At 62.7% G+C, this 16,714-nt stretch carries 12 protein-coding genes and 1 pseudogene; 5 read left to right on the top strand and 8 right to left on the bottom strand.

The window, feature by feature from the left end:
* Positions 1-10 precede the first annotated feature (10 nt).
* Positions 11-3,805: a DUF748 domain-containing protein gene (locus B0G77_RS31510; RefSeq protein WP_133665787.1), complete on the bottom strand. Its 3,795-nt coding sequence runs from the start codon at positions 3,803-3,805 to the stop codon at positions 11-13.
* 183 nt (positions 3,806-3,988) lie between these two features.
* On the bottom strand, positions 3,989-5,401 hold the full coding sequence (locus tag B0G77_RS31505) for a DUF1254 domain-containing protein (RefSeq protein ID WP_133665786.1): 1,413 nt from the start codon (positions 5,399-5,401) through the stop codon (positions 3,989-3,991).
* 251 nt (positions 5,402-5,652) lie between these two features.
* On the opposite strand from B0G77_RS31505, the gene B0G77_RS31500 reads away from it, so the two are divergent.
* The 3 genes from B0G77_RS31500 (at position 5,653) to B0G77_RS31490 (ending at position 10,890) form a co-directional block, all read left to right on the top strand.
* The gene (locus tag B0G77_RS31500) at positions 5,653-6,294 is read left to right on the top strand and encodes an FMN-binding negative transcriptional regulator (RefSeq protein ID WP_133665785.1); all 642 of its coding nucleotides are present in this window, start codon (positions 5,653-5,655) and stop codon (positions 6,292-6,294) included.
* A 168-nt stretch (positions 6,295-6,462) separates the two neighbouring features.
* Positions 6,463-8,826: a heavy metal translocating P-type ATPase gene (locus tag B0G77_RS31495; RefSeq protein WP_133665784.1), complete on the top strand. Its 2,364-nt coding sequence runs from the start codon at positions 6,463-6,465 to the stop codon at positions 8,824-8,826.
* A 96-nt stretch (positions 8,827-8,922) separates the two neighbouring features.
* On the top strand, positions 8,923-10,890 hold the full coding sequence (locus B0G77_RS31490; protein ID WP_133665783.1) for a methyl-accepting chemotaxis protein: 1,968 nt from the start codon (positions 8,923-8,925) through the stop codon (positions 10,888-10,890).
* 90 nt (positions 10,891-10,980) lie between these two features.
* Here the strand turns inward: B0G77_RS31490 and B0G77_RS31485 are convergent, their stop codons facing one another.
* The 4 genes and pseudogenes from B0G77_RS31485 to B0G77_RS43540 all read right to left on the bottom strand — a co-directional run bounded on the left by B0G77_RS31485 (position 10,981) and on the right by B0G77_RS43540 (position 13,020).
* Positions 10,981-11,598: a flavin reductase family protein gene (locus tag B0G77_RS31485; RefSeq protein WP_133665782.1), complete on the bottom strand. Its 618-nt coding sequence runs from the start codon at positions 11,596-11,598 to the stop codon at positions 10,981-10,983.
* A gap of 42 nt (positions 11,599-11,640) precedes the next feature.
* A pseudogene (locus B0G77_RS31480) lies at positions 11,641-11,811 on the bottom strand (3-hydroxyacyl-CoA dehydrogenase family protein); the annotation flags it as partial.
* Positions 11,812-12,038: 227 nt separating this feature from the next.
* On the bottom strand, positions 12,039-12,347 hold the full coding sequence (locus tag B0G77_RS31475) for a hypothetical protein (protein WP_133665781.1): 309 nt from the start codon (positions 12,345-12,347) through the stop codon (positions 12,039-12,041).
* A gap of 514 nt (positions 12,348-12,861) precedes the next feature.
* Positions 12,862-13,020 (bottom strand): hypothetical protein, encoded by a 159-nt coding sequence (locus B0G77_RS43540; RefSeq protein WP_166656310.1) that lies wholly within the window; start codon positions 13,018-13,020, stop codon positions 12,862-12,864.
* Between the two features lie 539 nt (positions 13,021-13,559).
* Here B0G77_RS43540 and B0G77_RS43535 point away from each other — a divergent pair.
* Entirely contained in the window at positions 13,560-13,988 is a 429-nt protein-coding gene (locus B0G77_RS43535) for a hypothetical protein (RefSeq protein ID WP_166656309.1), read from the top strand.
* Between the two features lie 335 nt (positions 13,989-14,323).
* Here the strand turns inward: B0G77_RS43535 and B0G77_RS31465 are convergent, their stop codons facing one another.
* Positions 14,324-14,635, bottom strand: a complete 312-nt coding sequence (locus B0G77_RS31465; protein WP_133665779.1) for a hypothetical protein — start codon at positions 14,633-14,635, stop codon at positions 14,324-14,326.
* 483 nt (positions 14,636-15,118) lie between these two features.
* Positions 15,119-15,670: a hypothetical protein gene (locus tag B0G77_RS31460; protein ID WP_133665778.1), complete on the bottom strand. Its 552-nt coding sequence runs from the start codon at positions 15,668-15,670 to the stop codon at positions 15,119-15,121.
* Between the two features lie 481 nt (positions 15,671-16,151).
* Here B0G77_RS31460 and phaP point away from each other — a divergent pair, with 481 nt between their 5' ends.
* Positions 16,152-16,643, top strand: a complete 492-nt coding sequence (gene phaP / locus B0G77_RS31455; protein ID WP_133665777.1) for a TIGR01841 family phasin — start codon at positions 16,152-16,154, stop codon at positions 16,641-16,643.
* The last annotated feature ends 71 nt before the right edge of the window (positions 16,644-16,714 follow it).

Genomic DNA, 16,714 nt, shown 5'->3' with positions numbered 1-16,714 from the left:
GGAGCGTCACTCATCTCAGTCCGAAATCGACGCGCGTCGGCGCGCCCTTGTCCTTGATGCCTCCCACGTTGAGCTTCGGCGCGACGATGAACACCCGGCTGCTGTCGATCTTGCCTTCGAAGTACTGCTGAACCGCTTGCGCACGCTGTTGCGCAAGATCGCGCAGACTGGCATCGCTGATCGGCGCGTGTTCGGCGAGCGCTGCCTTCATCTCGTCGTCGGGCAGCGTCTTCGTCAGGCCAACGAAGTTGCGTGGCTTCTTGAAGTCGCCATCCTTGTAGGCCTTCGCCAGATACTTCTCATACTCTTTCTGATCGACTGCAATCGTCGACGGGTCAATGCTCTCGCCGTTGCCGACCACGTCCTTGATCTTCTGCTGCTTCACCAGACGATCAACGTACAGCGAGCGCAGCGCCGGCTCGTCGACGGCCGGGTCGACGCGGCCAATCAGGTCGATCTTGATCGACTGCTTGTCGGCGAGCGCCTTGGCGATCGTGTCGAGCTTCTGGGTGGCAGCTTCCGTGAGCTTCGCCGAGCCCGCATCGAACTCGACGTAGCCCATTTCTTCGCCATTGCCGCCAAACGCGTGGGCAAGCAGCGAGAACGGCGCGGTCACGGCCTTCTCCAGCAGGTTCAGCACCGCGTGCCAGATCAACCCGCCGATGCTGAATTCCGGATTCGAAAGCGAGCCGGAGACGGGAATGTTCACGTCGATCTCGCCACGTGAGTTCTTCAGCAGCGATATCGCGAAACGCACCGGCAGCTTCGTGGCGGTGTCGTTGTCGATATGGTCGCCGAACGTCAACTGGTCGATGAACAGGTGGTTATTCGCGGTGAGTTGATCGTTGTCGAGCTTGTAGTGCAGATCGACGTTCAGTTTGCCCTTCGTGATCGGGTAACCCGCGTACTTGGCCGAGTAAGGCGTGAGGTTCGTCAGCTCGATGTCGTGCGCGGCCGCCGTTAGATCGAGCGCCGGTTTCGCGATCAGCGGATTGACCGTGCCACGAATCGAGATCGGACCATTTGCGGCGAGCTTCGCGGCAACGTCGACGGGTGCGGGCGTGGTTGATTGCGTGCCAAAGGCGCCAACGGTGCCCTGAATCGAGACGAGGTTCGCCGTATAGTTCGGCTTGATGAAGTTGTCGGTGTACGTGACCCTGCCGTTCTGCAAAACCAGCTGACCGAAGTGCATCTTCACCGGGCTCTGTGGCGGTGTCGCGGCAGTCACAGTCGGCGGCGTGACCGGTGCCGACGCGGGTTCCGGAGCCGATGCGGCTTGCGGCGTCAACGGGATGGGCTCCCTGCCGCCGCTCTTCTCGCGCGTCAGCGATTTCGCGGTACCGCTCTCCTGCGCGACCACGTCTTTCAGGTTCAGCTTGCCCTGTGCATCAAGAAGGACACGGCCATAGAAGTTCGAAAAGGTCACTTTGCCAGCGTCGACGTCGGTGCCGTGCTCGTCATAGTTCGCCTTCAGGTTCGTCAAAGCAAGCGAACCCCAGCCGGCAAACGGATCGGAGGTGGCCTTGTCGAGCATACGGACGTCGACGAGCGCGGTGTCGCCGTGGTACGACGCCTTGAGCGCGCTTTCGCCTTGCCTGCCCTTCGCGCCTTGTGACACCGCGAGATCGCCCTTCGCGTTCAGGAGCGCGCTCGCGATCGTCACGTTCAGCTTGTTGCCAAAGTACGGCTCAAGAGCCGCGGCGTCGAGACGGTCTGCGTCGATCTTCAGCCCAAGCTTCAGCGGTGTCGCGGCGACATCGCCAGTGACGCCGAGCGTGCCCTTGCGATTGAGCGTCGCCTGCAGGTCGATGGGCAGCGGTTTGCTCAGGTCGTCAGTGATCTGCTGCACTTTTAGCTGCAGCGGCGTGAAGCTGAGTTTGACCGGATGCGTCGTCGTGTTGTCGGTGAAGTTCGCGGAAGCGTCTTTCAGGTTCAGCTCGCCGATCCGGTATCGCCACGCCGGCCCCTGCTCATGTGCCTTCTGAACCTTGTGCACCGCCGTGTATTCCGGCGCGGCTTCGTGCGGGCCCGCCAGCGCAGCCAGATCGATGCTGCCGTCCTTCAGGCGCTGTGCCTCCACCGTGAGGCCCGTTACATCGACGCCCGTGATATCTGCTTTGCGCCCTGAGACGTCGACCTGTTTCACCTTCACACTGCCCTCGGCGAGCGTGACGATGGGCTCTTTCGTGCCGCGCGCCGCAAGCTTCAGCGATTGCAGATTCAGTTCGCTTTCACCGACCAGCAATTCCAGCCGCGACTTTGCCCAGTTCGCGCTCACGTTCGCGGTTGTGCCAAGCGTGCCGTCCATGACCTGCGCGGCCGTCACTCCGTCGAGGTACGGCTGCAGGAACGGCAGGCGCACGGCCTTGAGGTCGATTTTCGAGTCCGCGGTTTTCGCGGCGAGACCGAGCGAGCCGGACGCGTTCAACGAACCACCGTCCTTGAACGCCATCGCCAGCGTGTATTGCGCCAGCGGCTGGCCGAGCGTCGAGAAGTTTGCCAGCGTGACATCGATGTTCGCGAAGCCCAGCGTAACCGGCGTTGCCACGCCATGATCCGCAATCTGCACTGTGCCGTTGTTCAAGGCGAAGCGTTTGATCGACAGATCGAGCGGCGCTGCGGCCTTCTGTTCCGCCAGTGCCGACGAAGCACCGACAGGCGCGCTGGCTGCCGCGGCTGAGGCGCCTGCTGTGGCCGGGGGCTGCGCTTGCGCGCCGGCCTGACCCTGCGCTTCGCGCGCCGGCGCGAACATCCGCTGAACGTTCAACACGCCGTCCTTGTCACGCGACAACGCCACGTTCGGCGCATCGAGCCGGATCTCGTCGAAGCGATACACGCTCTTCAGCGGCTCCAGTGATGCCGCGGCCACATGCAATCCGTGCGCTGCGAAGAATGGCGCCTTGCCGTCATCGACGACATCGATATCGGCGAGATCGGTGGTGCCGGTGACGCTCAGCGTCGGTGCGTCGCCGGTCATCACGAAATGCAGCTTCAGGTCGCTCGACAGCTTGCCGGACTGAACGACGACAGGCAGCTTCGCGGGCACATATGACATCAAGCGCGGCACGTCGAGCCCGTCGAAACGAAGCGCGACTTCCGATTCACGCGATGCGGAGAACGGCTTCGTTCTGCCGTCAATGGCAAGCGGACTGCCATCGACGCGCGCACGCAGTTGTGGCTGCACGAAAATGTCCGTCTTCGACGGCAGTGTCGCGATGAAAGGAATGCCGAGCGACCAGCGGTCAACCAGATGCTGCACGCCAAGCAGGCGGTCGTCGAATTCGATGCGGCCGTTTTCGATGTGAATATTCGACACCGAGAAGGGCGTCGGCTTGCTCTCCGGATTCGACGGCTGCTTCGTGAACTTCTCGATCAGATCGGTGAAATTGAAGCGTTGCGCATCGTAGCGAACGATATGGAAACGCGGCGAATCCACCCTCACTTCGTCGATGATCGGCGACGCACGAAACAGCGACGACCACGACGGCCGTACGATCAGCCGCTCGATGTCGATGAAATTGCCCGCACCGCCGCGCTCGCCTACATGGATGTGGTTCGCTTCCAGATTGAGCGTGTACGGATTGAGTGCGACGCGGCCGATGGTGGCAGGCCTGTCGAGTTGCTTGCTCAACTGTTGCTCGGCGATGTGGCGAATCAGCGGAGGCGCCGCAAAAAAGCCGAGCAGACCGAACACCACGAGGAATATCAGCAGCCCGATGATGATGCGTCGGGTTCGACGGGCTTGCGCGACGCCGCGCACGGCCTGCAGGGAAGAAACGAGGGTTGCCTTGTTGGTGCTTGCCATGCTTGGTCGCCGGTGATGCGGCGGCAGCCCACCGCGATGACGTAAGTCCAGATTGCGAAAAGTATACTTCGCGAAACTGTATGGCAACAGCAATGCCAGGAAAGGTAAATCGCAGGCAGCGGGCTTCGCGCCGCGTACGACCGCGAGTCCTGCGCCACATGGCGCGGACCCGCGTCTGTCACATCACTGACGCACGACGGCCGGCGGCTGCCACGTGCCGTCAGTGGCCTGCGGCTTCGGCGCATACAAGCGCATCACAAGCTGAAAATCTGCGCGCGGGGCCGGCAGCCAGTTCGCGGATTTCCCGCGCGCTGACGATACAGTCACATCCAGCGAACCGTCCCGATTGCGGTGCGCGCCGTAGCGGTCGCCCACCGCGACGTGCGCCGGTGCGCTTTCGCCGAGTGCGCCATCCTTCGTGTAAGCCGCAATCGACCAGAAGCCGCGCACCGGCGGTAACTGGTTCGGCTCGAAGCGGATCACATAGCGGTTCGCGCCATTGAGTGCGTGACCATCGCTATCGAGCGCCACCATCGCGCGCACTTCGTCGTCCTTTGTACCGATGCCCAGCTGCGTGAACGCCGCGTACGCACGCAGCGCATAGTCGGGTCCATAGCTGCCGACACCATCGCCAAACCATTTCCAGCCATTGGCCATCAGCAGGTTGGACGGAGGCGTGGCGACGCGGTCGCGACCGTCGGCGAGGCCTGCAGCGATTGCGTCGCCGGCGTTCTTCGGCAACGCCACCGGCTCACCGGGGCTCACGCCGAGATTGCCGAGAATTTTCAACGCATGCGGATCATCCGGCGATGGCGGGTTGTCCTGCAAGGCCTGCGCCAGCCGGTTGAAGAAGCCATTGGCGTCGAGCGCGGCGACCTGCGCGGCCGGCGTACCGGATACGCCCGTATCCGGCGAATGGCTGCCCGCGACCACCGAAGCCACCCGCGTATCGCCGTTGAACACGCTGAGCGGCGCGACGCGGATCGCGCGTTGCAGTTTGCGCACGGCCGTCAGGTCATGCTTGCCGTTCGACTGCACGCGCACGTCGATCCAGACATAGCGCGTCGGTACGTCGATGCGCTTTGCATTCGCGGGCAAGGTGCCCTGCCAGTCCTTCGGGACGAACGCAATCGTTTTCGCTTTCAGACCGCCAACACGCGCGTCGGTTTGCGCGCCCGTCGACCAGATCACGTTGGTCCACATGTCGAGCGCGCGGGCGTCGAGATAGCGGCCATGCGAATCCGGCAGCGACAGGATCACAGGTTCGCCGCTGACATCCAGCCAGCCGGTCGAATCGAGCGTGTCGAGACTGGGTGTCGATGGGCTGGTGGCGCCGACAGGAGGCAATGCCTGGGCGTGGCGCAGCGTGTTGACGGGAGCCTGCCCCAGATCGGTACCGGTGGCCGCTTCGCGGGCCAGGTCCATCAGAACGAGCGGATAGGCGAAAACATAAGAATCGGCGACTTCGTCCTTGATCCAGCCGGTAGTCTTTGGCGCGACGGTGGGTGAAGAGGCGCATCCCGCAAGAAACGCAAGGCCGGCGAGCGACACGCAACTCCAGGAAAGCGAAAACAGTTCTCGTCGAGTTTTTATCATTCGTTGATTCTTGCGGAACAGCGGTCCATTGGGTGCCGACGCTCAGCGCGGTCCTGTCCGCATGGCGCCCCCCCGGGTCCGATGCGAAGCTGTGCGAATCTGATGCCGACATCCGGTTGTATCGTATCCTTGGCGGCCAGGCAAGCGCAACGGCTCGGGGATACCGTTCCCGTGAGCACAACGCCGATTGTTGCACTATCGTAAGCGGTCCCCCCCGCAATTGCTGCCGTCCTTTCGCATCCGGAGCTTGTATGTATATCCCTGCCCACTTCGAAGAAAACCGCCCTGAGATGCTGCACGGGCTGATGGCCGAACATCCGTTCGCCACGCTCGTCACCCACGGGCCCAACGGGCTCGATGCCAACCATCTGCCGTTCGAATTCGATCCGGCCAGCGGGCCGCATGGCACGCTGCGCGCGCACGTCGCGCGGGCCAACCCCGTCTGGCGCGAGGCCGCCGACCGGCCCGACGCGCTGGTGATCTTCCAGGGTCCGACGGCGTACATCTCGCCGACGTGGTACCCGAGCAAGCACGAGACGCACCGGCAGGTGCCGACCTGGAACTATATGGTGGTGCACGCGCATGGCCGGATTGCCGTGCGTGACGACGAGGCGTTCGTGCGCGGTTTCGTCGCCCGGCTGACCCGCAGGATGGAAGCGAGCGAGCCACAGCCGTGGAAGATGGGCGACGCTCCCGCCGACTATCTCTCCCAGATGCTGGGGGCGATCGTCGGCATCGAGATCGAGGTGACGCAGCTCGTCGGCAAGTGGAAGCTGAGCCAGAACAAGGCCGGCGCGGACCGCCGCGGCGCTGCGGACACACTGCGCGAGCGAGGCCGCGACGAGCAGGTGGAGATCGCCGGCGCGATGCTGAAAGCGCCGCCCGCGCTCTGAGCGTTGCCACGTTTCCCGGTTGCTACGTGACGACGCCGCGCCCGGGTTGCCCCAGGGTAGCGGATGAGCGTATCAGGCGCTTAAACAGTACTTGACCTTCCCACCATGGGAACGTCGAAACTGGTTTCATCGGGCGGACCTTTGCCGCCAGCGGAACCGGAGCAAAACATGACCGATCTTTCTACTCCCCGGCGTGTCGCGCCCACGCCGGACCCAACCACAGCGGCTTCATCCGTCGAGTCAGTTGAACTCGACATCGGCGGGATGACGTGCGCATCGTGTGCGTCGCGAGTTGAAAAAGCGCTAGGTCGGGTGCCGGGCGTCACACGTGCCACCGTCAATCTGGCTACCGAGAAGGCCACCATCGAGGTCGAAACGTCCGTCACGGCCGACACGCTCATTGCGGCTGTCACCAAAGCCGGCTACGAAGCGACGCCGGCCGTTCACGAGAGCGCCGCCCCCGCCGCCGCGGATGAAAGGCCGCGAGATAGCGCCCGCCAAGAGTTTTACGCCGTTCTGCTGGCTGCGCTGCTGACGCTGCCGCTCGTCGTGCCGATGGTCGGCGAATGGTTCGGTCTGCACGCCATGCTGCCCGTCGCGGCCCAGCTTGCGCTGGCGACGGTCGTCCAGTTCGGTATCGGCGCGCGTTTTTATCGCGCGGCGTATCGCGCGGTACGGGCGGGCGCGGGAAACATGGATCTGCTGGTCGCGCTCGGCACGTCGGCCGCGTACGGAATCAGCGTCTATGAAATGGTGACGCATCCCGGCGACACGATGCATCTGTATTTCGAGGCGTCGGCCGTGGTGATAACGCTCGTGCGGTTTGGCAAATGGCTTGAGGCACGCGCCAAACGGCAGACCACCGATGCGATCCGCGCGCTCAACGCACTCCGGCCCGATCGTGCACGCATTCGCGTCGGGACCGGGGAACGCGAGGTGCCGCTTGCGCAGGTGCGCGTTGGCACGCTCGTCATCGTGCGGCCGGGCGAGCGTGTGCCGGTCGACGGCGCGGTGCTCGAAGGCCGCACACACATCGACGAGTCGCTGATTACCGGCGAAAGCCTGCCCGTCGCAAAGCAGCCCGACGACACCGTCACCGCCGGCTCGATCAACGGCGAAGGCGCGATCGTCGTCACGACGACAGCGATCGGTGCGGAAACGACACTCGCGCGGATCATCCGGCTCGTCGAATCGGCGCAGGCGGAGAAAGCGCCGATCCAGCGGCTGGTCGATCGCGTCAGCGCGATCTTTGTGCCTGCGATCCTGGTCGTCGCGGCACTGACGCTTGGCGGCTGGCTGATCGCCGGCGCGAGCGTCGAAACCGCCATCCTCAACGCGGTCGCCGTGCTGGTGATCGCCTGCCCGTGTGCGCTCGGCCTCGCGACGCCCGCGGCAATCATGGCGGGCGCCGGCGTCGCCGCACGTCACGGCGTGCTGATCAAGGACGCGCAAGCGCTTGAAATCGCACATCGGGTGAACGTGATTGCGTTCGACAAGACCGGGACGTTGACGCTTGGACAACCTTCGGTCACGGCGTTCGAGGCGATCGGTATCGATAGTGGCGAGGCGCTCGCGCTCGCCGCTGCGGTTCAGCGACACAGCGACCATCCGCTCGCCCGGGCAGTGGTGGCCGCGTATGAGCGGGCACAAGGCGAAACGAAATCCGCTGCAGCCTCGCGTGCGGGTGCTTCCGTTGCCGCGTCCGCCGCACGGGCGGTGGCCGGTCGCGGTGCCCAGGCGCATGTCGACGGCCGCACGTTCGCAATCGGAAGCGGCCGCTGGCTGCAGGAAATCGGCATCGTCGTGCCGGATCAGTTTGAGGTCCGTGCCCGCCAGCTCGAAACGGAAGGCAACACGGTCTCATGGCTGATGAATCTCGACGCACCGCCCGCGGCCCTCGCGCTGATCGCCTTTGGCGACACCGTGAAGCCGACTGCGTGCGAAGCCATCGCCCGCCTCAAGGAAATGGGCATCAGGAGCGTGCTCGTCACCGGCGACAACGGCGGCAGCGCGGCGAGCGTCGCCGCCTCGCTCGGCATCGAAGAGTTCCATGCCGAAGTCCTGCCTGACGACAAGGCCCGTGTCGTCCACGACCTGAAGATGCGCACGGCAGGCATCGTCGCGATGGTCGGGGACGGCATCAACGACGCCCCCGCACTCGCGGCCGCCGACATCGGCATCGCCATGGCCACCGGCACCGACGTCGCCATGCAGGCCGCCGGGATCACGCTGATGCGTGGCGATCCGGCGCTCGTCGCAGCCGCCATCGATATCTCCCGGCGCACCTGGCGCAAGATCCAGCAGAACCTGTTCTGGGCGTTCGTCTACAACCTGATCGGCATTCCGCTGGCCGCGTTCGGCCTGCTGAACCCCATGCTGGCAGGCGCGGCGATGGCGTTCTCGAGCGTCAGCGTGGTGACGAACGCGTTGTTGCTGAGGACATGGCGCGGCGCCCGCTCAGGGCGCGATCAAGGCAGCGCCTCAGCCAGCTCCGAAGAAAGTTCGTTGAAAGAAAAAGTAACCCAAAGCTAAAGATGCCCTGGTGACCTGCCGTTAAAGGGATTGGCTGCGTTGTCGTCGCGCGTGGCGCGCGGCAAGCATCGTCCTGTCCTTTTACGGCAAAAATTCATGGATATTCTTTCTCTGCGTCGCGCCAGCGTTGGCGCCCGGCTGGCCATGCTCTCGTGCGTCCTCGTCGCGGTGATCTTCGCTGTGTTCACGTGGGCCGTGACACGGTCGGCGGGCCACCAGGTCAATGAGCAGATGCTGTCGCGCATCGCCGAAAAAGACCGCTCGCTCGCCGCGACGATCGCGCTCGTCGACAGCGGCCTCTCGGCTGAAGTCGGCCGCTCGATGTCGCTGTTCGCGAGCTTCCTGCCAACCGGATATTCGCTCGACGATACCCAGAAGGTCGACATCAACGGCGTCGCCACGCCGACCATCAAGGCCGGCGACAAGCCCCTCAATCTTGACTTTTCGATCCCCGACCAGTTTCTCGAACGCAGCGGGGCGATCGCGACGGTATTCGCCCGCAGCGGCGACGACTTCGTGCGCGTGACGACGTCGCTGAAGAAACAGGACGGCTCGCGCGCGATCGGCACGCTGCTCGATCGCAAGGGCCCGGCGTACGCACCGTTGCTGGCCGGCAAGCCTTATACCGGCCTTGCCGGGCTGTTCGGCAAACGATTCATCACGCAATACAAGCCGGTGACCGACGCCGGCGGGCGGGTGATTGGCGCGCTCTTTGTCGGCATCGATGTCGGCCCGCAGATCCAGTCCATCCAGGAAGGCATTCGCCAGCTGAAGATCGGCGAAAGCGGCTATTACTTCGTGCTCGACGCATCGAACGGGCCGGAGCGCGGCAAGTTCATCGTGCATCCGGCCGCGGTCGGCCAACTCGCTGACGAAGGCAACGCGCCGTACAAACAGATGCTCGACGCAAAGGAAGGACAGCTCGCGTACACATCGATGGACGCAACACTCGGCGAATCCGGCGAGCGTGAGAAGTACGTGTCGTTCATCACCGTGCCCGAGTGGCAATGGCTGATCGGCGGCATCGCGCCGCGCGACGAGGTGATGGCGAACGTCACCGCGACCCGCAATCGCTTCCTGCTGATCGGTTTCGTGCTGGTCGCCGCGTTTGCGGCGATCTTCCTCGTCGCCGTGCGCCGGCTGGTGAGCCGTCCACTCGACGCAGCGGCGAAGGCATCGGAGCGCTTCGCATCGGGTGACCTGAGCGTGCGCGTCGGCAACGGACGCACCGATGAAATCGGCCGGCTGATGGACGCGATCGACGGCATCGGCGAAGGTCTTGCGCGCATCGTCACGCAGGTGCGCGGCGCATCGGCGGAGATGACGGATGGCACCGCGAAGATCGCCGCGGGCAGCGGCGACATCGCTGCGCGTATCGCGACGCAGGCAAGCAGTCTCGAAGAAACCGCCGCGAGCATGGAGCAGATCACGTCCACCGTGCAGCAGAACGCCGACCATGCCGCACAGGCAAACACGCTCGTCTCCAGCGCCTCGGAAGCGGCGCTCGAAGGTGGCCGTGCGGTAGAGCGCGTCGTATCGACGATGGGAGACATCAGCCGGTCGTCGCAGAAAATCGCGGACATCACGACCGTGATCGAAGGCATCGCGTTCCAGACCAACATCCTCGCCTTGAACGCGGCCGTCGAGGCAGCGCGGGCGGGCGAGCACGGCAAGGGCTTCGCCGTCGTGGCGTCGGAAGTGCGCGCGCTGGCGCAGCGCAGCGCGGCCGCCGTCAAGGAGATCGAAGCGCTGATCGGCGAATCGACGGCACGGGTCGAGTCCGGCTACCGGATCGCTGAAGAAGCGAGCACGACGATGCACAGCATCGTCGAACGCGTGGGCCAGGTGCGGGCGATCATGAGCGAGATCAGCGTCGCTTCGCGCGAGCAATCCGGCGGCATCGAGCAGGTGAATCTCGCCGTCACGCAGATCGGCGAAGCGACGCAGCAGAATGCGGCGATTGTCGGCGAAGCGGAGCAGGCCGCCGCTGAACTGCGCGATCAGGCCGAGCGTCTGGCGCAGGTAGTCAGCGTGTTCAAGCTGGACGCGTCCGGGCGCGGCTGACGTCGGGTTGCGTCACGGGTGGTATCGCCGCGTTGCGGGCCGTTGCAGCCGGCTGCGGAGGCTCAAGCCGGCTGCAACGATACCCCCCGGCTACGCAGTCGGCCGGAGCATCTCAAACATCGAACCGATTTCGGCGTAGTCGGCGCGGTAACCGGCGCGCATGACCGGCTGCGCCGCATGCGTGTCGAACAGGCCATCCTTCAGGAACGCTTTCTGGATATGCACACCGACCACCTGGCCAAGCGCCAGGTAGTTGTCCATCGGCTCGCCGTCGAGCGTGTTCAGCCTCACGATCTGCAGCAGTTTGCATTCGAGCGCAGCGGGTGTCTCCGCGACGTGCGGCACCCCAATGTTGCGGCCCGGGGCCGACGTCAGTCCCGACAGCTCGAACTCGTCGACTTCGGGCCCAACCGGCGCGGACGTCCGGTTCATCTGCTCCGCGAGCGGCCTCGTGGTGAGGTTCCAGGCGAACTCGCCGGTCGCCTCGATGTTGCGGATGCTGTCCTTATAACCTTCGCTGCAAAAGCCGATGATCGGCGGGAAAGTCGCAAACGCGCCGAAAAAGCTATAGGGCGCAAGGTTCAGACGGCCATCGGGCGCGCGGCTCGAGATCCAGCCGATCATGCGGGGCGCGACGATCGCCTTGAACGGATCGTGGCGCAGGCCGTGACCCGTGGCGGGGTCGTAGAAGTGAATGTTGTCGCTCATGGGTTGGGTTTCCGTCCTGTTTCGTCGTGTCGTTCATCGCAGTCAGCCCCGGCTGATGACTTGCCTGCGCCCGGCCCTCACAAGCGCCACGCGGGTGTCGGCCCAGTAGTAGAAGCCCGCGCCGACGCGTCCCGCGTCCACCTGCCCGCGCAGCAGATCGATCTCGTCTTCGTTCTTTGCAAGCTCAGGCATCAGGTGCGTGGAAATGTCGACGCCCATCAAGCCGGTGCCCACCACGCCTACGACTGGCTCGCCGGGGTTGCTCCTGTCCAGGCTGCTCCTCTCCCGGCGCGATGTCGATGAAAACCTGGAAGCATAACGCAGCAGCCATTTTCTGGAGACTGAAAGACACAGGGCCGGTCTCTCATGCGAGAGCCGGCCCTATGGCAGGACTGCGTCAACCTCATCACGCCATCGCTGACGTCATGCCGGTTGCGTCATCAGTACCGCGGTTGCGGACGATGGTCGTCATCGTGGTGACGATGCGGATCCGGGTCATGCGGGTGATGACGCATCCATTCGTCGTGCTGCCAGTAACGATGTCCGTCGTAATAGCGGTCACCGTGCCAGCCAATGTCGATGTTCACGCCGACAGGCGTCATGTGCGGGCGCTCGTACGTCGCGGGCGGCGGGCCGCTATGGACATACATCGGATACTGCTGCGCAAACGCGGTGCTTGCGCTCAGCAATGCACCGCCAGCAAGCAGGGTTGCAATGACGGAGTGTGACGTGCGATTCAAGGTTTTCATGTTTTACCTCCCTTCAGGATTGTTCGCCGGCCGGGTGAAACATCGGGAACCCGGTGCCGTGCGCTTGAGATCCACTTTAGCGACACAAACCGGCGGGAAACGTGAGGGCCTGTAAGCGCACATTTCAAATCAACGATGCAGATCAATCCCGGGTGATGCCAAAAAACTCCAGCCGCACAGCGGCTTGCGAGCCGGTTCGAGGGACGCCGGCTGCCAGCTACCTGTCAGCCCCGGTTACATCCCTTCCAATCATGAAATACCAGTGGATTCGGAGAACTGAAGTCAGATGAAAGGACAGTCCGGCGATTAGCTGCTTTGGGCTCGCAACGGCTGCGCAGGGGGTGCGGTTGTCCAGAATGGTGCGCGAAGGATGGAAGCAGGCGCTGTCGAATGAAGCGCGGATCGCGGAGAAACAAAAAGCCCGGCGCGTGTTAGCACACCGGGCCCTGAAAACAATGCGCGCACGTGGATGCGCGCAGTCGACCCGCGGACGTTCCGCGCGCCGGACAGTCGATCAGCCGCGCAGGAAGCCGAAAACGGCGAAATATTGCGACTTGCGAACACGCTCCGCTTCGCGGTGGCGCGCTTCGTACGAATAATCAGAATCCATCGGCAGGAACGGCGACGCGAAGAGGTCGCTAACCTTATTGAATAGTGCAAGGATCAAGCTCATGGCGACTCCCGGTTGATTAGAAATGCAGGGTTTTCCCTTAGATAGAAGTATAGGGTTTTCCCTGATAAAAATCTAGTGCAATGCAACATTAATTTGAGTGTGGCAGGTTGTCACACGGCCACGGCTGCCAATGGTGCGTTGCATCAATACAACAACCAGTGCGAATCAGCATCGAGCGGGATTTCTTCAGACAAGGAAATAGGTCCATCCCCATTCAGCGGAACAGGCGCTGCGGTACGTTCGTCCGAATTTGTCGGGGAAAGGGCTGCGTCTGAGGGAGCGGTTGCTGACCGGTCGCGCGGAAATGCCTCCAACCTGGGCGAAGGCGATATGGTCCCCGCCGGAGCGCCTGACGACCGGATCTGGATCTTTCAACCTGACGATAGGAGCGACGGCGCAGGCCGCCGACGACGACCTGCTGGAACCCGCGGTGCAGACGGCGTTGCCTACCCGCCACAAAGGTCGCTACACGGACCGTCGTATCGCACATCCAGCGACGACAGGTCCTTGAACACCAGTCGCTTCACGATTCCACCGCTGTGGACCACGTGAACCGCACCGCGATTGACGAAAACACCGGGACGTTCGTCGGGGAGTACCAACTGCATCAGCGGGCCGAACTTTTGTATTGCCTCGAAGAAGCTGTCTTCGCGCGATGGTTCGGACACGCCAAGCCAATAAACAAGCGCGGCGGCGGGATTGCTGGAATCGCGCGCAACAAAGCGCGGAACAGATTCAGTCTGGGTATAGAGCGACCGTTGAACGTCTGGCACTTCGCGCATGAAGGTGTCTCCGGTGTTGAATGTTTATATTCAATGCGTGACCTGTTGTCTTCTCTTCTTTTGTCGAACCAGTCTCTACCGCTCACCATTGGCACGACCGCCGCCGCGGTTCCGCACGTGATTGCCCGCCTGATCATCGAAACGCACGTGAACCCCGATCTGCTTCGGCTCCCGGCATCAGCATGACTTACGGACAACAGGCGCAAGCTCATGTTCCGTTTACGCCGTCGATACAGACCATCAATTCGCCGCCGAAGGAACGCCTCCCAGCGGAAGAAGAAAGATGCTTCTAATTTTTCCAACTATTGGGATTTATAACGTCGATGGAAATTACAAGCAAGCACCCGCAGCGAATACCCGGGTTAACTCCACGTGGCCGATCGCCACGTCCCATAAAACAGCACGACGTTTCGAACGCTTGTGCGAATCGCTGACCGGGATTCTGTTTGTACTGCTTGCGTGTCGATGAGACCTATGAGGGCGGCGCGCCCTCCGGCGCGGCCGCCTTGCCCCGCAAAACGTCACCGACCAAAGAAGATGTCGCATCGAGGTCCGGTAGAGCAGTGTGCGTTGCCCGGACCACCCGTCTCGCCATGCGCGGCGGCGACGCCGCCATATGATGTGTCCTTCATGAATTGACGTGACGCATTGGCGCTCCACCCCAGGTTACCAAACGACATGTCGGTCTCTGCTTGCGCAGACTCGTTGGCGTTCTGCTGCATCCTCGCATGAGCGGACCACTGCGAATCCGGCTGAAGTCCCTGCCCATTCACCTGCCCGGCCATCGCAAACAGCAAAACGCTTGCGAACGGCAATGCCAGATATGATTTCATGTCATGACTCCTTGAATCTGATGCCAGTTGCGCGGGTCCTCTTCCCGGCAATTCGCAAACCTGGATACCCGCCGTAGTACTCGCTCTGAAATGGACAGGCATGCGGCCGCGGCGAGCGGAACAGCCAGACTGGCCGTGTATAAGCGGCATCTGGCCTACCTGGTAATTAGTATGAGTAGGCACACGCCCCATCGATTTTGGGCGGGCGCTGGCGGCGCAGCGAAGGATTGCTCAGGCTGTCGCGTGGCGCCTCAGAGCAGATAACGTGTCGCGCTGCAACCTCTGTTATAGGTCGCGTGCGTGAGACTTCAACGAACTCCCGTGGGGTCGTATCGAACCGGTGAATTGACTGCCTGTGCTGCGTGGAACGTCAGAAATTCATCGCGGCAGATCAAAGCGCGATCGTCGTCCGCGTCTTCACATGGCGCCCGCGAAAGTCTGTTTCAAAGATCGCGCCTCCCACCGCTTGCCGCGTTTCGCGGCCTAAACAACAGCTTTCCACGGCCAGGACGGGTAGATCCGATCGCTGGTTTCAACGCTGTCCCGGGCGACGGCGGCCTGGCCGTCGGTACGCTCGACATCGGCAACGCTGGACACCTCGCTCGCCAGTTGGACTCCAGACTCTTCGGCCATCGAGTCGGCGCGCGCGTCTTCAGCGGATTGGGCCGGTGACAAGCCGACACCGAACCACACCACTTCCCTTCTCATATCTGCCACGTACGCCCGCCATCCTGCTGGATTGCCGGCATATAGATTCCTCTGGACTGCGGAGGCAAGAGCCTCGCGATCCAGTTCGAATTCGAGCAAGTCTTGCGGCCACGTCAGAAAAGCGTCGGCAGCGCGCTGTGCAAACTCTGTCGGCATCATGTGCCGCGAAATCTGGGTCAGTAACCGAAAGCTTCCCAGCGAATCGTTCGCCGCCAAAAGTTCGTGCACAGTTTTACGGGTATCGCCGTATTTCAGCAGACGGCTGACTGCCTGGATTACCTCTCCGAGGTGCAACAGCAACGCGCGGCGTTCAAATGCATCTTTCATCGGCTCAGTTCTCCGCGTAGTTCGAGCCGCAATTCTATCCCTCGCACGGGTCGCGACTCTGACCCCTTCCACACCATGCCGCCGCGATGTATCTGTGAACCGTTCAGACCGCATATGAAGAGCCACCATGAGGTGGCCACATCCCGACGGCCTAAGTTCAGGTACACAACCGGTTTGCGCCAACCGCGTCATGTATTTGACTTCGCACAAGCCTAATCTTCGCTAAAGGAATCGTGCGCTCTGCCAGCCGGGGTGCGTCTCGCGCTGACCGTCTGCGCTTACCGGGATGTCAGGTTTGCTGATTGACAGCGATCGTCGCCGCTTCGGTATCTTGATGAAATAGATTGACTTCCGGGGATTCGCCCGTAGAATGGGTTTTGTTGCAATGCAGCAATTGGCCCGTTTGGCCCTCGCGGCGCGTGTCTTCTGTCTTCGTCAGAGTCCTCTCGCACCCGCCGCTTCACCCCCTACCGGAGCAGTGATGAGCACTCTTACCCCCCAACAGTTGGTCGCCGCGCAGCAAGCAGGCGTGGAAACTTTTTTTGGCTTTGCGAACAAGGCCTTCGAAGGCGTTGAAAAGCTGGTCGCGCTCAACATGCAAGCTGGCAAGGCCACCCTGGCTGAAAATCAGGAAATCCTGACGAAAGCGTTCTCCGCCGGCAACCCGTCTGAACTGTTTGCGCTCCCCGCAAGCCTGTCGCAACCCGTAGCGGAAAAAGTGACTGCGTATGGCCGTCAGGTTCACGAAATCGTGTCGGGCGTGCAGGGCGAATTCCTGAAGTCCGCCACGGAGATGTTCCAGCAATCCCAACGGGATGGGCAGGCTTTCGTCGAGAACCTCGCGAAAAACGCTCCGGCTGGAAGCGAAGGGGCAATTGCAGCGTGGAATTCCGCCTTCTCCGCCATGAATGCGACCTACGAGTCAGCGAACAAGGCCGCAAAGCAGCTCGTGGCGACTGCATCGGCTGCCTGATAGAGATTCTTCGCCGGGCCGCGGCGTTTGGCGCCGCGCCTGGTAGCCGGTTTTCCACCCGGCTTTGTTAT

This window comes from Paraburkholderia sp. BL10I2N1, assembly GCF_004361815.1.
GTDB lineage: Bacteria > Pseudomonadota > Gammaproteobacteria > Burkholderiales > Burkholderiaceae > Paraburkholderia.
This window is presented reverse-complemented; position numbering and strand designations above follow the sequence as displayed.

What these genes read in the sequence shown, in the direction of transcription:
- B0G77_RS31510 (WP_133665787.1), bottom strand. Translation starts at nt 3,805, where the DNA reads ATGGCAAGCACCAACAAGGCAACCCTCGTTTCTTCCCTGCAGGCCGTG.
- B0G77_RS31505 (WP_133665786.1), bottom strand. Translation starts at nt 5,401, where the DNA reads ATGATAAAAACTCGACGAGAACTGTTTTCGCTTTCCTGGAGTTGCGTG.
- B0G77_RS31500 (WP_133665785.1), top strand. Translation starts at nt 5,653, where the DNA reads ATGTATATCCCTGCCCACTTCGAAGAAAACCGCCCTGAGATGCTGCAC.
- B0G77_RS31495 (WP_133665784.1), top strand. Translation starts at nt 6,463, where the DNA reads ATGACCGATCTTTCTACTCCCCGGCGTGTCGCGCCCACGCCGGACCCA.
- B0G77_RS31490 (WP_133665783.1), top strand. Translation starts at nt 8,923, where the DNA reads ATGGATATTCTTTCTCTGCGTCGCGCCAGCGTTGGCGCCCGGCTGGCC.
- B0G77_RS31485 (WP_133665782.1), bottom strand. Translation starts at nt 11,598, where the DNA reads ATGAGCGACAACATTCACTTCTACGACCCCGCCACGGGTCACGGCCTG.
- B0G77_RS31475 (WP_133665781.1), bottom strand. Translation starts at nt 12,347, where the DNA reads ATGAAAACCTTGAATCGCACGTCACACTCCGTCATTGCAACCCTGCTT.
- B0G77_RS43540 (WP_166656310.1), bottom strand. Translation starts at nt 13,020, where the DNA reads ATGAGCTTGATCCTTGCACTATTCAATAAGGTTAGCGACCTCTTCGCG.
- B0G77_RS31465 (WP_133665779.1), bottom strand. Translation starts at nt 14,635, where the DNA reads ATGAAATCATATCTGGCATTGCCGTTCGCAAGCGTTTTGCTGTTTGCG.
- B0G77_RS31460 (WP_133665778.1), bottom strand. Translation starts at nt 15,670, where the DNA reads ATGAAAGATGCATTTGAACGCCGCGCGTTGCTGTTGCACCTCGGAGAG.
- phaP (WP_133665777.1), top strand. Translation starts at nt 16,152, where the DNA reads ATGAGCACTCTTACCCCCCAACAGTTGGTCGCCGCGCAGCAAGCAGGC.